Source organism: Vibrio sp. B1-2 (genome assembly GCF_963888445.1).
GTDB lineage: Bacteria > Pseudomonadota > Gammaproteobacteria > Enterobacterales > Vibrionaceae > Vibrio > Vibrio anguillarum.
Genome location: NZ_CAWPJH010000044.1, coordinates 82,579 through 95,996 on the forward strand (window position 1 = coordinate 82,579; position 13,418 = coordinate 95,996).

Annotated in this window: 13 protein-coding genes; 7 read left to right on the forward strand and 6 right to left on the reverse strand. The window is 44.0% G+C overall.

All coding sequences use genetic code 11. The annotated features are described in order from the left end of the window. The first annotated feature begins 50 nt into the window (after positions 1-50). From AACQ75_RS17035 to AACQ75_RS17055, 5 genes are all read left to right on the forward strand, one after another. Positions 51-1,190: an ABC transporter substrate-binding protein gene (locus AACQ75_RS17035; RefSeq protein ID WP_170889119.1), complete on the forward strand. Its 1,140-nt coding sequence runs from the start codon at positions 51-53 to the stop codon at positions 1,188-1,190. A gap of 20 nt (positions 1,191-1,210) precedes the next feature. Next, complete coding sequence (locus tag AACQ75_RS17040; RefSeq protein WP_170889120.1) at positions 1,211-2,932, forward strand: ABC transporter permease; 1,722 nt, start codon at positions 1,211-1,213, stop codon at positions 2,930-2,932. Next, complete coding sequence (locus tag AACQ75_RS17045) at positions 2,898-3,545, forward strand: ATP-binding cassette domain-containing protein (protein WP_094124578.1); 648 nt, start codon at positions 2,898-2,900, stop codon at positions 3,543-3,545. The genes AACQ75_RS17040 and AACQ75_RS17045 overlap by 35 nt, the downstream gene beginning before the upstream one ends. Further along, complete coding sequence (locus AACQ75_RS17050; protein ID WP_013857469.1) at positions 3,538-4,176, forward strand: CDP-alcohol phosphatidyltransferase family protein; 639 nt, start codon at positions 3,538-3,540, stop codon at positions 4,174-4,176. Before AACQ75_RS17045 ends, AACQ75_RS17050 begins: the two co-directional genes overlap by 8 nt. A gap of 158 nt (positions 4,177-4,334) precedes the next feature. Next, positions 4,335-5,825, forward strand: a complete 1,491-nt coding sequence (locus AACQ75_RS17055; RefSeq protein ID WP_170889121.1) for an EAL domain-containing protein — start codon at positions 4,335-4,337, stop codon at positions 5,823-5,825. Positions 5,826-5,900: 75 nt separating this feature from the next. Here the strand turns inward: AACQ75_RS17055 and AACQ75_RS17060 are convergent, their stop codons facing one another. The 3 genes from AACQ75_RS17060 to AACQ75_RS17070 all read right to left on the reverse strand — a co-directional run bounded on the left by AACQ75_RS17060 (position 5,901) and on the right by AACQ75_RS17070 (position 9,007). After that, positions 5,901-6,833, reverse strand: coding sequence for a class I SAM-dependent methyltransferase (locus AACQ75_RS17060; protein ID WP_026028564.1), 933 nt, complete (start codon positions 6,831-6,833; stop codon positions 5,901-5,903). An 11-nt stretch (positions 6,834-6,844) separates the two neighbouring features. Beyond that, on the reverse strand, positions 6,845-7,540 hold the full coding sequence (locus AACQ75_RS17065) for a TIGR01621 family pseudouridine synthase (RefSeq protein ID WP_013857031.1): 696 nt from the start codon (positions 7,538-7,540) through the stop codon (positions 6,845-6,847). Positions 7,541-7,663: 123 nt separating this feature from the next. Beyond that, positions 7,664-9,007 carry a sodium-dependent transporter gene (locus AACQ75_RS17070; RefSeq protein ID WP_013857032.1) on the reverse strand — a complete coding sequence of 448 codons (1,344 nt, stop codon included), beginning with the start codon at positions 9,005-9,007 and terminating at the stop codon, positions 7,664-7,666. A 336-nt stretch (positions 9,008-9,343) separates the two neighbouring features. Between AACQ75_RS17070 and cls the strand changes: the two genes are divergently transcribed. Together cls and AACQ75_RS17080 are read left to right on the forward strand one after the other, a co-directional pair. Beyond that, positions 9,344-10,798 carry a cardiolipin synthase gene (gene cls, locus AACQ75_RS17075; protein ID WP_094144480.1) on the forward strand — a complete coding sequence of 485 codons (1,455 nt, stop codon included), beginning with the start codon at positions 9,344-9,346 and terminating at the stop codon, positions 10,796-10,798. Between the two features lie 80 nt (positions 10,799-10,878). Next, positions 10,879-12,075 carry a cystathionine beta-lyase gene (locus tag AACQ75_RS17080; protein WP_170889122.1) on the forward strand — a complete coding sequence of 399 codons (1,197 nt, stop codon included), beginning with the start codon at positions 10,879-10,881 and terminating at the stop codon, positions 12,073-12,075. A gap of 68 nt (positions 12,076-12,143) precedes the next feature. Here the strand turns inward: AACQ75_RS17080 and AACQ75_RS17085 are convergent, their stop codons facing one another. Genes AACQ75_RS17085 through pspB form a run of 3 tightly spaced genes read right to left on the reverse strand, consistent with a single transcriptional unit; the run spans position 12,144 to position 13,404 of the window. Then, the gene (locus tag AACQ75_RS17085; protein WP_013857035.1) at positions 12,144-12,734 is read right to left on the reverse strand and encodes a DNA-3-methyladenine glycosylase I; all 591 of its coding nucleotides are present in this window, start codon (positions 12,732-12,734) and stop codon (positions 12,144-12,146) included. Positions 12,735-12,788: 54 nt separating this feature from the next. Then, the gene (gene pspC, locus AACQ75_RS17090) at positions 12,789-13,178 is read right to left on the reverse strand and encodes an envelope stress response membrane protein PspC (RefSeq protein WP_013857036.1); all 390 of its coding nucleotides are present in this window, start codon (positions 13,176-13,178) and stop codon (positions 12,789-12,791) included. Continuing rightward, a complete protein-coding gene (gene pspB, locus AACQ75_RS17095; protein ID WP_026027627.1) occupies positions 13,171-13,404 on the reverse strand; it encodes an envelope stress response membrane protein PspB in 234 nt (77 codons plus the stop codon). Before pspB ends, pspC begins: the two co-directional genes overlap by 8 nt. Positions 13,405-13,418 lie beyond the last annotated feature (14 nt).

Here is a 13,418-nt window from a genome sequence, read left to right on the forward strand (position 1 = left end):
CTCCGGTCTATTCACTAACTCACTGAATAAAGCGATCTTTAAGGATAATTATGAAAAAGCTCATCACCTTACTCTGCACGTGTGCCTTCGCACTTTCCGCGCCAGCGCAAACTTGGCAACAAACCACAGATGCAGCTAAAGGACAAACCGTTTACTTTCACGCGTGGGGAGGAAGCCAAGAGATTAATGAGTACATCCGCTGGGCAGGCAACGAGCTTCAAGATCGTTACGGTATCGAGTTAAAACAGGTGAAAGTGACCGATATTGCCGAGACAACAACACGGCTTATTGCAGAAAAGGCGGCCGCTAAAAATAATAATGGCAGTGTCGATCTAGTATGGATTAATGGTGAAAACTTTAAGTCCATGAAAAATAATGGTTTACTGTATGGCCCATTTACGGAGCGTTTACCTAACTGGCAATATATTGATTCCTCACTGCCGATCGATCAAGATTTTTCAGAGCCGACTCTTGGCCTTGAAGCGCCTTGGGGTGTAGGACAACTGGTGTTTATTTCCGATCAGGAAAAGCTCAATAACCCACCCCGTTCATTTTCAGAAATGTTGAGCTACGCAAAGGCGTTTCCGAATCGTGTTAGTTACCCTCGTCCTCCTGAGTTTCATGGCACCAGTTTCCTTAAAGCCTTATTGATTGAACTAACAGAGAACGATGTTGCACTGTCTAAGCCTGTGGATGAACAAAATTTTGCCATAATGACAGCGCCTCTTTGGCGCTATCTTGATGAATTTCATCCTGTTGCTTGGCATCAAGGTAAGCAGTTTCCCAGCGGTTCGGCTCAAATGCTGCAATTGCTTGATGATGGTCAGCTTGATCTTTCCATCAACTTTAACCCCAATGCTGTTTTTTCCGCTCAAGCAAATGGAACGCTAGCGGCCTCTACCCGCTCCTACGCGTTTGAAACAGGGGCTCTTTCTAACATTCATTTTCTCGCCATTCCTTGGAATGCGAGCGCCAAAGAAGGCGCATTGGTTGCGATCAATTTCTTACTCAGTCCGGAAGCACAATCTCGCAAAGGGGATCTTTCCATTTGGGGAGATCCATCGGTATTACAAAATGAGTTCTTAAGTGGCAGCGCTAAGAAAACTCAGCTGTTTAAATCAATCGCCGAGCCACATCCAAGTTGGCAAACGGCGCTTGAAACCGAATGGCAACAACGCTACGGCCACTAAAGAGACTGAGATAAAGCCCGATGTTTAGAGCAAGCTATTTGCTGATTATTGTCATCTGTATTGCCCCAGTTGTTCCCGGCCTACTTGGGGTCATACTCTCCTCATTGGGCTATATTCCTCCCGTTGGCTTGCACCACTTTTCTCTAGATGGCTACATCGCCATCTTAGAATGGTCGGGAGTCGGGCAATCTCTACTACTTAGCGTAGGTTCTGCGTTAATCAGTACCTATCTCGCCGCGGCGATCTGCTTTGTTATATTGCAATCATTATGGCACAGCCGTCACTGGTCAAAAGTAGAGAACGCTTTGTCACCGCTACTGGCTATGCCTCACGTCGCTTTTGCCATTGGTTTTGCTTTTTTATTCTCGCCAAGCGGCATGACGGATCGCCTTTTGTATCATCTGTTTGGAACCTCATTCATGGGAGATGGCGCTTCGCTTTTAGTGCGCAACCCTTACGCAGTAGGGTTAACCTTAGCGTTAGCACTTAAAGAAGTTCCTTTTTTACTGCTGATGAGCATCCCCATTTTGCAGCAATTAAACATTGATAAACTGCAACAAGCAGCGGCTTCGCTGGGTTATTCTCAACCCCAACTATGGCTAAAAGTGATCTTCCCACAGTGGTTAAATAAACTGCGGTTTGCCCTCTTTGCCGTGATTGCCTACGGCGTATCCGTTGTCGATTTGGCACTCATTTTAGGCCCCAATAATCCACCAACGTTTGCAGTATTGGTATGGCAGTGGTTTAGTGACCCTAACTTAGCCTTAATTCCTCGCGCCGCCGCTGGCGCCGTTCTGTTGTTTATACTTGCCAGCGCCATGTTATTGATCGTTCTCTTCATCGAAAAGTGTTCCACGCAACACTACAAACGCTGGCAATACTCAGGGCGCTATGCGCTTTCCTTGCCAGGAAAATCACTGTTTTTATTCATCATTACCTTATCTCTGCTGATGTTGCCTTTAATGGTGGTTTGGAGTTTTGCACAACGTTGGCGCTTTCCAGACTTATGGCCCAACCAGTTCAGTACCCGTTTTTGGGACAACGAATGGTTGAATATCGCACCAACCATTTATCAAAGCGTACAATTAGCGCTATTCAGCACTGTGATTACGCTGGTGTTATCTCTACTCGCTCATGAGTATAAGCTCAAATATCAGCGTCATTTACCCAGTTATTTGATCGCCTTGCCGATGCTCATTCCTCAGCTTTCACTGTTATTTGGCATGCAGATCGCCACACTCTTTTTAGCCAGCGATCAGTATTGGCTTTGGGTTACATGGTCACATGTATTTTTCGCCTTTCCTTTTGTCTATCTTGCTTTGGATGGCCCGTGGAAAAGCTACAATCAAAACCTGACTAAAGCAGCGTTAAGTTTAAGAAAAACGCCGTGGCAAGTATTTTGGCAAATTAAAACGCCGCAACTCTTACCAGCCATCGTTTACGCGGCAGCGATTGGAATGAGTGTGAGCTTAGCGCAATATTTGCCGACTTTGATGCTCGGCGCAGGAAGGATTGCTACTATTACTACCGAAGCCGTTGCACTCTCGAGTGGCTTTGACCGCAGAGTCACCGCCATCTATGCCATTTGGCAAGCCCTACTGCCTTTAATTTTTTTCACCTTGGCGATTGTGATCAGCCGCCTGCAAACTCATCGCCGTACCATGAACCCTATCGTTAAAAAAACTGCCCGTAAGGAAGCCATTACTCATGACGTTCTGCCTCGAAAACCTCGCCATCCATAAACAAAATGGTGAAGTTCTCTTATCGGATTTAAATATCACCATCTCCCCAGGTGAAATTGTTAGCTTAATGGGGCCGAGCGGCTGCGGAAAATCAACGCTACTTAATGTAATTGCGGGTCATTTGGGGAGGGATTTTAGCTTCCAAGGCAGAGTCATACTGGACGGTGTCGACATCACTTTGCGGCCTGCACATCAGCGGCAAGTCGGTATTTTATTTCAAGATGATCTGCTCTTCCCACATCTGACGGTTTGGCAAAATTTGGCTTTTGCCTTGCCCAACTCGGTAAAAGGCCATGAACGGCAGTCTCAAGCAGAAAAAGCATTACAGAAAATTTCTCTCGAACATCTTGCCAATGCTTACCCAGAACAGATATCTGGGGGGCAGCGAGCACGTATTAGCTTGGCTCGCATGCTACTGGCTCAACCTAAACTGGCACTATTGGATGAACCATTTAGTAAGTTAGATAAAGCACTGCGGATCCAATTTAGGGATTGGGTCTTCAATCAACTGGTCGCCGAAGGCATTCCGACCTTGATGGTCACGCACGATAAAGACGATGTTCCGCCTAACAGCCGCATTTTAACCTGCTCATGGGAGAGCGCACATGCTTGATCGATTTAGTGTCAAAATCATTCGTTGGCCACTAGAGAAAACAGCTCAAGGGCTTCATCGCTTAGGCATTACAGCGAACCAAACGACACTCTGGGGTTTTGCTTTAGGTTGCTGTGCACTTCCTGCACTTGCTTTCTCGCAGTACACGCTGGCATTAATTTTCATCATACTAAACCGAATAGCAGATGGCCTTGATGGTGCGTTGGCAAGAATTCAAGGGGTCAGCGATGCGGGAGGATTTCTCGATATCAGTTTAGATTTTCTGTTTTACTCGCTCATCCCGTTTGGTTTTGTGCTGGCTTCACCTGAGCACAATGCGGTAGCTGGCGCCTTTTTGATCTTTTCTTTTATCGGTACGGGAAGCAGCTTTCTTGCCTTCGCCGTGATGGCCAGCAAGCGAAACATCCACAGCCCTATCTACAAGCATAAATCACTGTATTACATGTCAGGCTTGACTGAGGGTACGGAAACGATTGCTTGTTTCGTCCTGTTTTGTCTTTTTCCTCAACATTTTGCCTTAATAGCTTATCTATTCGGCGGCGCATGCTGGTTCACCACCATTACCCGCATTTATTCTGGATTTCAAACACTCTCTAACACTCACTCACGTCAAGAATACAACCATGATTAACGGTATCACTTTTGGCTTCGAACTACGGCTTCAAATCCAGATAATGTAATACATTGGGTAATCGTATAACTCTTCGAAATTCTCATCAATTGAACCAGTGGCATGCTAAACTGCGCACTTACTAACGCAGTGGCATAACGATGCCTAAGGTTGCATTTATGACTTTGACCAGACCCGTTAAAATAGCGATCTTACTCTTTCTGATCCCGACTCTTATTTTTTCGTTAGCCATCCCGATATTAATCAATCCGTTGACACGCTATGTGCTGGAAAGCAAACTCGATACCGTCAATCTTTACTTGGCCAATAGAGCTCAGAGCTTAAATGATATGATTTTAGATCAAGTCGCTCAGATAAATTATGAATGCCAAGCAAGCGATATGTCATTAATTCGTGATTCCAAGTACTACAACCGATTTATTAGAATGATCGCAGTTGTCAACAAAGACGGGCGTAGCTGCTCGACTGTCGGTTTCCCATTACAACTTTCGGATGAGTTGAAAGCCTATGACCTCTCTTCAGGGTTTTACATGTCCACCACTCCCGCACTTTTTAATACAGAAAAAGAGCTACTTATTTATTATCAAAAAGAAGGTAATCGAATTTTTTGGATATTAGACAGTAGCTGGCAAGAAGAGATATTAAAAGGTGATTGTATAAATTGCTTTTTATTAAATTTTCATTATTTATCGCCTAGTTTAAATGGATTGAGAATGAGTCGAGGCAATAAAGAGATTGCTTACCAAGACCACATCACAACCATTAGTTACACCATAAAAGAGTTTGATATTCAAGAAACACTCTCTGTTGGTAAAGAATTCAACCAATATCTTTACTACCAATTAATATATTGGGGTTATCCCATTGCGCTAGCAATTGGTATCTTATTATCTATTTTTTATTTAAAGTTCAGAAATTATAAAAACTCAATTCAAGGATTAATTCTTAAAGGCATTAAAGATAAACAATTCATCCCTTACTACCAAGCCATTCTTGATAGCCGAGAAGAGAGAGTTATTGGCTATGAGATCTTAGTTCGTTGGTGCAAAGGCAAGGAGATGGTTCCACCAAATGAGTTCGTTGGTCCGGCGGAAATATCCGGTTTAATCATCCAGATAACGAATCAAATCATAAGAAAAGTAATTGATGATTTAGAACAATTCGATGTGCAGCAATGGGTGAGTATCAATATCGTGCCTGCCCATATTGAAAGTGGTGGCTTAGCAGAAACACTAGAAGAACTCAATTGGCCGACCACCAAACAGATTCATTTTGAAATAACAGAAAGAACGCCATTTATTAATATTGAAAATGCAGGTAGGGCACTATCTCATCTTATGGCAAAAGGCTATAAATTCAAAATTGATGATTTTGGTACAGGCTACGGTGGTTACTCATATATACAAAATCTTGGTATTTCTTGTATTAAAATAGACAAAATGTTTATTGATACGATTGGAACTGACGACTTAAAAATAAAGGTACTCAATTCCATTATTCTCTCAGCACAAGAAGCTAATATTGAAATTATTGCTGAAGGCGTTGAACGCGGAGACCAAGTTGATTATCTTGCTACTCGTGCTGTGTATCTTATCCAAGGATTCATCTATTCTAAACCCTCACCGATTGAACATATTTTGCAAAATTAATAATTCCTGAAGTCGGGAGATATCACACCATAACCAACTTTATTATGGCGTGATCTTACCTAGTCTCCATTCTACTTAGGAGAAAATCAGTGCTTTCAGGCTGGCTTGCGGATCAATATCTTCAAACTCTGGTGGGTTTTCTAGGCGAGCTTGAAAAGTAAGTGATGGCGCTTCCACCTTCATCCCTTCGATTAAAAAGTCGCAGGTTACGGCTGGTGAATTAACGCATGCAAGCACTTCGCCGCCTTGTTCTAACAGCTCAGGTAAACGGCGTAAGATACGTTGATAATCTTTAGTCAGCGCAAAGCTGCCTTTTTGAAACGAAGGAGGATCAATAATAATCAGATCATATGGCCCTGATTTTTTGATTTTTCCCCAAGACTTGAAAATATCATGTCCAAGAAACTTCACTGAATTGAGATTGTGCCCATTCAATTGATGGTTTTCACGACCTTTAGCCAGTGATGCTTTGGCCATATCGACATTCACAACTTGGTCAGCACCACCAGCAATAGCTGCTACTGAAAAACCGCAAGTATAGGCAAATAGATTCAGTACATTTTTATGTTTAGCGTGAGATGAAACCCACTCACGGCCGTAGCGCATATCCAAAAACAGCCCGAAATTCTGGTTACGCCCAATGCTCAATTGGTACTTTAAGCCATTTTCGACCACCACAGGGAAAGGCTCTAATTCTCCCCATACTGTTTCTGAAGGTGCGCCATCGGCATATCGATGCTGAAGTAAAACACAACGACCTTGCTTTTCTAGCCATAACGGACGGGTTGTTAGGTGCGACAAACCCGCTTTTAACTCCGCGAGAAAATCTTCTTCGACATTTTTAAATAAGTTGACGACTAACTGCCCTTGCAACCAGTCACAGGTGAGCTGTTCTAGACCTGGCCACTGACGACCTCGGCCATGAAATAAGCGGCGAATTTCACCGGTATTACAAGAGAGCTGCTGCTCAATATGGGTAAAAAAGTGAGGAAGCGCTGAGCGTTGCATTGTTTGTTCTGTCATTTGTTTACTTTCGGCCAAACTAGATTCCAAGGTGTTAACCAAGATTCAATCCCTTGGCTAACAATGTCTGAGTTCCATTTCTGCCCCATAGCTACTTGATTGCGTGGGTCGCAGATAAATTGATACCACAGATCCTGATAGCAAAAACGTAACGCAAAAGCGTGTAGATAGCCTCTATCAGAATCATCATGAGAATGATAAATCGGGTCACCGACAATCGCAGAGCCGAGTGATTTCAAAGCAACCCTAATTTGGTGGGTTTTTCCGGTAAAAGGTTTACATAAAAAGAGACGTTCACCCGGCTCAGCAGAACAGGAAAAAAACTGCGTTACTGCTGGGTTATTTTGTGTCGCTACTAACTTCCATGACGAACGTCGAGAGCGTTCCATATCACCGCTTATCAAGCCCTGTTTCTTTTTAGGCTTTTTACTGCCAATGGCAAGATAGAATTTCTCGACTTCCCTTGCTGCAAAGTTTTTAGACAACTCACTGGCCGCAGCTTGGTGGCGGGCAAGCAATAAAATGCCGGACGTCATTTTATCCAACCGATGGACTAAGTAGAGCTGGCCATCACCTGAAACCTTACCCACTTCTTGCAGCAGCATTGTATCCCCGTCATCTTTGTGTACAGAAACATTGGGATGCTTGTTGATGATGAGAAAATCGTTGTGAGTATAAAGAATATCAAACATGTGAATCACTAACTGCAGAATAGGCGGCTGAGTATAGCGTTAAACAACACAGATACCAATAAATGCAAGGTTCAAGGCCGTAGGATGATAAAAAGGCTCTCGGATGAGAGCCTTAGGAATGCGCTAAATTAATGAATAAGCAAACACCATTAAAATCGCCACGGGGCAAACAAAACGCACGTACCATGGCCAAATTTTCCAGAATAGGCTTTGTGCAATGTCTGGGTTACCTTGTTTGATCTCATCAAGCAATTTATTACGATGCCAAACCCAACCCACCACAATAGCCCAAACCACACCTAATAAAGGTTGCATATAGACGGTCGAGACGTTAGCCACTAGGTTAAATAACGCCCCAAAGTTAAGGGAAATGATGATGCTCAGCAGCGCAATAGCTCCACCGATCATCCATGTTGCTTGGCTACGAGTCATTTTTAGTTCATCTTGCGCGCAAGATACTGGTACTTCTAGCATAGAAATTGAAGAAGTTAGCGCTGCGATAACCATCAAAATAAAGAAACCAAAGCCGAGCAACACCCCTGCACTGCCCATATTATCAAACATCGCAGGCAGCACGGTGAAGACTAAATCGCCCGAACTCATCAAGTTGCCTGCATCATCAAAAATTTCGACACCATGATTTTTAGCCACAAACATTGCTGGGAGAATCAAAAGGCCTGCTGCAAACGCCACTCCTGTATCAATCGCCGCGACTTGCGCCGCTGTTTTTGGCAAATTAACATCTTTCTTAAGATATGAGCCATAAACGATCATCGCTCCAACGCCTAAAGAGAGAGAGAAGAAAGCTTGCCCCATTGCGTCTACTAATAAACTGGGAGTGATGTGCGCAATATCAGGGATCAAATACATCTTCAATCCTTCCATTGCCCCATCTTGGGTAAAGATATAAGCAATCATGGCGCCGAATAGAATAAAAAGCACTGGCATCAAACGGGTAGACCATTTTTCAATGCCGTCCGCGACACCTTTTCGCACAACATAAATAGTAAGCAAAGAAAATGCGAGAGCCAGTAAAACATTGCGTAAGCCGCTAAAATTCACTAACCAATCGGCCGCCGTCTGTAAACCCAACAGGCCTAATATAGGGGATGCCGCAAAACCCATAAGCCATCCGGCAAGAATGGAGTAAAAACTGAGGATCATCGATGAGGCAATCATCGCGATAATGCCAAACAGTGCCGCCGCCGCACGATTTTTGGTCCAGATACTTCTTAAAGAAGCGATGGGGTTAGATTGTCCATGTCGCCCGATCGTCAATTCCGCAACCAGCATCGGAAACGCCAGCAAGAATACCATTGCCAAATAAATCACTAAAAATGCCGCGCCACCATTACTTGCCGCTTTGGTCGGAAAACCCCACACATTCCCTAGGCCAACCGCAGAACCTGCAGCCGCCATAATAAAACCAAGTCTCGATGAGAAATGACCTCTTGAACTACTTGCCATAAACTATTTACCAATGTTGTGTTTGTTAGGCAGTGCTAAAAGTGAGTGTAAACTTTTAATTACACAAGTTATAATTTTTAGTCGCACTGTGATGGTGGCAAGTAAAACAGTTTGAGATTAAAATTGGAAGTCCGAACGATATAAATTATGGATTAGACCGTAGTTTTATAGTTCAATTGTTGCTTTTTTATCCTCAGATCATTTTTTTAAACTGCTATGATCACTTTAGTAACACGATTCATCTGTTACTATTTTCATATTATTCACGCGATAAACTTCCTTACTTTTCCCTTTCCCTTTACTATCGTGACTTATTCTATCGACAAGATTAATGGCATGGACAAGGTTTACCACGTTCTTACTTTAGCAGGCATCGCACTCTATTGGTTTTTGGTCGCCGCAGTCACGCTACGCGTTGTATTGAAACGCCGAGCGGTGAGTGTTTCTCTGGCTTGGCTGATGGTGATTTATATCATTCCGATTGTGGGAGTGATCTGCTACTTTCTTTTTGGTGAGCTAAATTTAGGGCGCAAGCGTGCAGAGCGTGCGAAGGAAATGTTTGCTCCATTTGGTGATTGGTTTAGACAGCTTAACGATTGCCAGGCTCATGCCCCTGAGGGAATGGGTGCTCAAATTTATAAAATTGATGAACTGTGTAACCACCGTATGGGGATTCCGGCCTTAAGTGGTAATACGTTATCACTGCAAACCTCCCCTAACGAAATTCTGCATTCCATCATTGCCGACATTGAACAAGCTCACACCAGCATTCAAATGGTATTTTATATTTGGCACCCAGGTGGATTGGCGGATTCGGTTGCTTCCGCGTTGATCCAAGCGGCTAAACGTGATGTGCATGTGAAATTACTGCTTGATTCCGCAGGCAGCCCACGCTTCTTCAAAAGTCACTGGTACAAAATGATGAAAGACGCAGGAATTGAAGTCGTCCAAGCGTTAGAAGTGAGCCCGTGGCGGATGTTCTTACGCCGCTTAGATCTACGCCAACATCGTAAAATCATTGTTATCGACGATAAAATTGCCTACACAGGCTCGATGAATTTGGTTGACCCAGCCTATTTCAAGCAAAACTCCGGTGTGGGTCAATGGGTCGATATTATGGTTCGTATTACCGGGCCTGCGGTCAATGTGCTGTCCGCAGTACATTGCTGGGACTGGGAGGTGGAAACAGGAACACGCATGTTGCCAGCACAACCAGAATGTACTATCGCTCCAGATCAGCCTCATCATCCAGTACAGGTTGTCCCCTCAGGCCCCGGTATGCCAGAAAACTTAATCTCCCAAGTGTTAACACTGGCGATTAATCAGTCAAACCAATCCGTTAGGATCACTACCCCTTACTTTGTGCCTAGTGCAGACCTATTAGCAACGCTAAAAATGACCGCTCAGCGCGGTATCAATGTTGAGATCATTATTCCACATAAAAATGACTCATTGATGGTCAAATGGGCATCACGCGCATTCTATGGCGAGCTACTTGAAGCAGGGGTGAAAATATACGAATTCTACGGTGGTTTGCTGCACACGAAATCAGTCGTGATCGATAACCAGTTCTGTCTTGTCGGTACGGTGAATATCGACATGCGCAGCTTATGGCTCAATTTTGAAGTCACGCTCGCGATTGAAGACCAATCTTTCACTCAAGAAATGAACTGGCTACAACAACACTATATAGAACAATCGCACTTGGTTGAGCTACCAATATGGGAGCAACGCCCGCTGTATCATAGGTTTTTTGAACGATTGTTCTATCTGTTTAACCCTCTGCTATAAACTTTTTATCTGACTGGGGTTGCCAAGCTAGGCAACTCCATGTTTTAAATAACGAACTCTCTCCCAGACAAGGATTTCGGATGTCAGAAGGTAAAAAAACACTGTTGGTCAATGCGGGTCGTAGTAAAAAGTGGACCAATGGCGTTGTCAACCCACCTATTCAGCGCGCCTCTACCGTTGTATTTGATAGTGTGGCTGAAAAAAATCATGCGACTGTCAATCGGGCTAATAAAACACTCTTTTATGGACGCCGTGGTACTCATACGCACTTTGCGTTCCAAGAAGCAATGGTGGAAATTGAAGGTGGTGTCGGTTGCGCGCTTTTCCCTTGCGGTGCGGCCGCCATTGCCAATAGTATTCTTTCCTTTGTGCAAACGGGTGACCATATTCTGATGGTCGACACTTGCTATGAACCTACTCGTGATTTTTGTGAAAAAATCATGAAGAAAATGGGCATAGAAACGACCTACTACCCACCGACCATAGGTGAAGGAATCCGTGCTTTGATCCAACCCAATACCAAAGTGTTGTTCACTGAATCACCCGGTTCGATCACGATGGAAGTGCAAGATATCCCAACCTTAGCGCGGGTTGCACATGAACATGACATCATTGTCATGCTGGATAACACTTGGGCGGCGGGCGTGAACTTTTCACCTTTTGAACATGGTGTTGATATTTCGATCCAAGCGGCGACGAAATACATTGTTGGCCACTCAGACGTGATGTTAGGAACAGCGATTGCCAATGAAAAATGCTGGGATCAATTGCGAGAGCAAAGCTATTTGATGGGACAATGTGTCTCACCTGATGACGCTTATTTAGGGCTACGAGGGCTAAGAACGTTAGATGTTCGCTTACGTCAACATGCTCAAAATAGCTTAGCCATTGCACACTGGTTAGCAGAGCAACCTGAAGTGGATCACGTTCGCCATCCTGCGTTAGAGACTTGTCCTGGACATGAGTTTTATCAGCGTGATTTCACTGGTGGTAACGGGCTGTTTTCATTTGTATTAAAGAGCAGTGATATAAAAGCTACGACGGCTTTGCTCGATGGCATGCAACATTTTAGTATGGGCTTTTCATGGGGTGGGTTTGAAAGCCTGATTTTAGCTAATGAACCCAAAAGCTTTGATAGTTTAAGAACCGTCGCACACCCGCACTTTGCAGGTACACTGATTCGAGTGCATATTGGTCTTGAAGATGTAGACGATCTGATCGCTGATCTAAAAGCGGGATTAGAACGCTACAGTGCACAGCTTGCTTTGCGTGCATAATATGAACGGAAGACCAAAAGGCCGCTGAATCTTCAGCGGTCTTTTGCATATTAGGTTGCCCTGAAAAATTAACGCTTGGGGCAATCAGCCAAATGATCGTTCACCATACCCACCGCCTGCATAAAGGCATAACAAATCGTTTCGCCAATAAACTTGAAGCCTTTTTTCTTTAGAAATTGGCTCATCGCCTTAGACGTGGGCGTCGATGTAGGGATATCACTCATCTGCTGCCAATGATTGAGCACTGGTTGACCATCCACAAACTGCCACAATGCTTTGGATAAGGAACCATACTCTTGCTGCAACAGTAAAGCCGCTCGTGCATTGGAATAGACAGAGGCAATTTTTCCTTTGTGCTTCACCACATCGAAATGCTCGATAATGTAAGGTGCCCGCGTTTCGTCGTACTGAGCCAGTTTTTCAAGATCATAACCGTCAAAGGCTAAGCGGTAACCTTCGCGCTTTTTCAAAATCGTAATCCAGCTCAGCCCAGCTTGCGCACCTTCTAACGTCAAAAATTCGAACAACTTGACATCATCGTAAACGGGAATGCCCCACTCATTATCGTGATAATCGCGCTCTAAAGGGTGATTCATCGCCCATGCACAAGTCATTTCTGTATGATGCTTCATTTTTTGTTTCCTTACCCTTACCTTCATTTGCGGTGTCAGTTGAACAATGACACTGCAAACCTACGTGCCCTAGCTTTGCTTTTAAAGCTGATTAAACTCACGATTGACTTTAAATGCTTCAGAGGTGACATAAGCCTCCATTTTACGGATTTTCTGATCCACTCGAGTTAAATCTTGATCCAATGTCGCCAGCAAAGCTTCGGCGGTTTGTCCTTGCTCCCAAGGCTTATTCTTCAATGTATGTTCGCGTTGGGCTTTTAGCGTTTCAACATACTGAGTAGGCTGCTTTTCTAACATCAGCATCAAAGCCATATAAGCTAAAAGCACTAAAAAACCACCACCGAGTAGTGCAGCCGAGATGACCAATATACGCACCAACCAAACTTCTAACCCAAGATAATTAGCAAGCCCAGCACATACGCCAGCTATTTTGCCATTGACCGGATCTTTATAGAGTTCTCGGCTAGCCATGATTTTGCCTCCAAGTCGGTGATTCAGCATCTAAGATGCGTTCAAGGGTTTCAACACGGCTTTGCAGTTTTTCCGCTTTTTCAGATAACGCTTTGATCCGCTCTAAATCCTCTTGTGACAATGAGTTGCTGCTATGTCGTTTACCTCTGTAATGCAGAAAAAGCCATATCGGTGCAACAAAAATCAAAAAGACAATCAGTGGACCTGCGATAAAAAATGATGACATATATGCCACTCCTC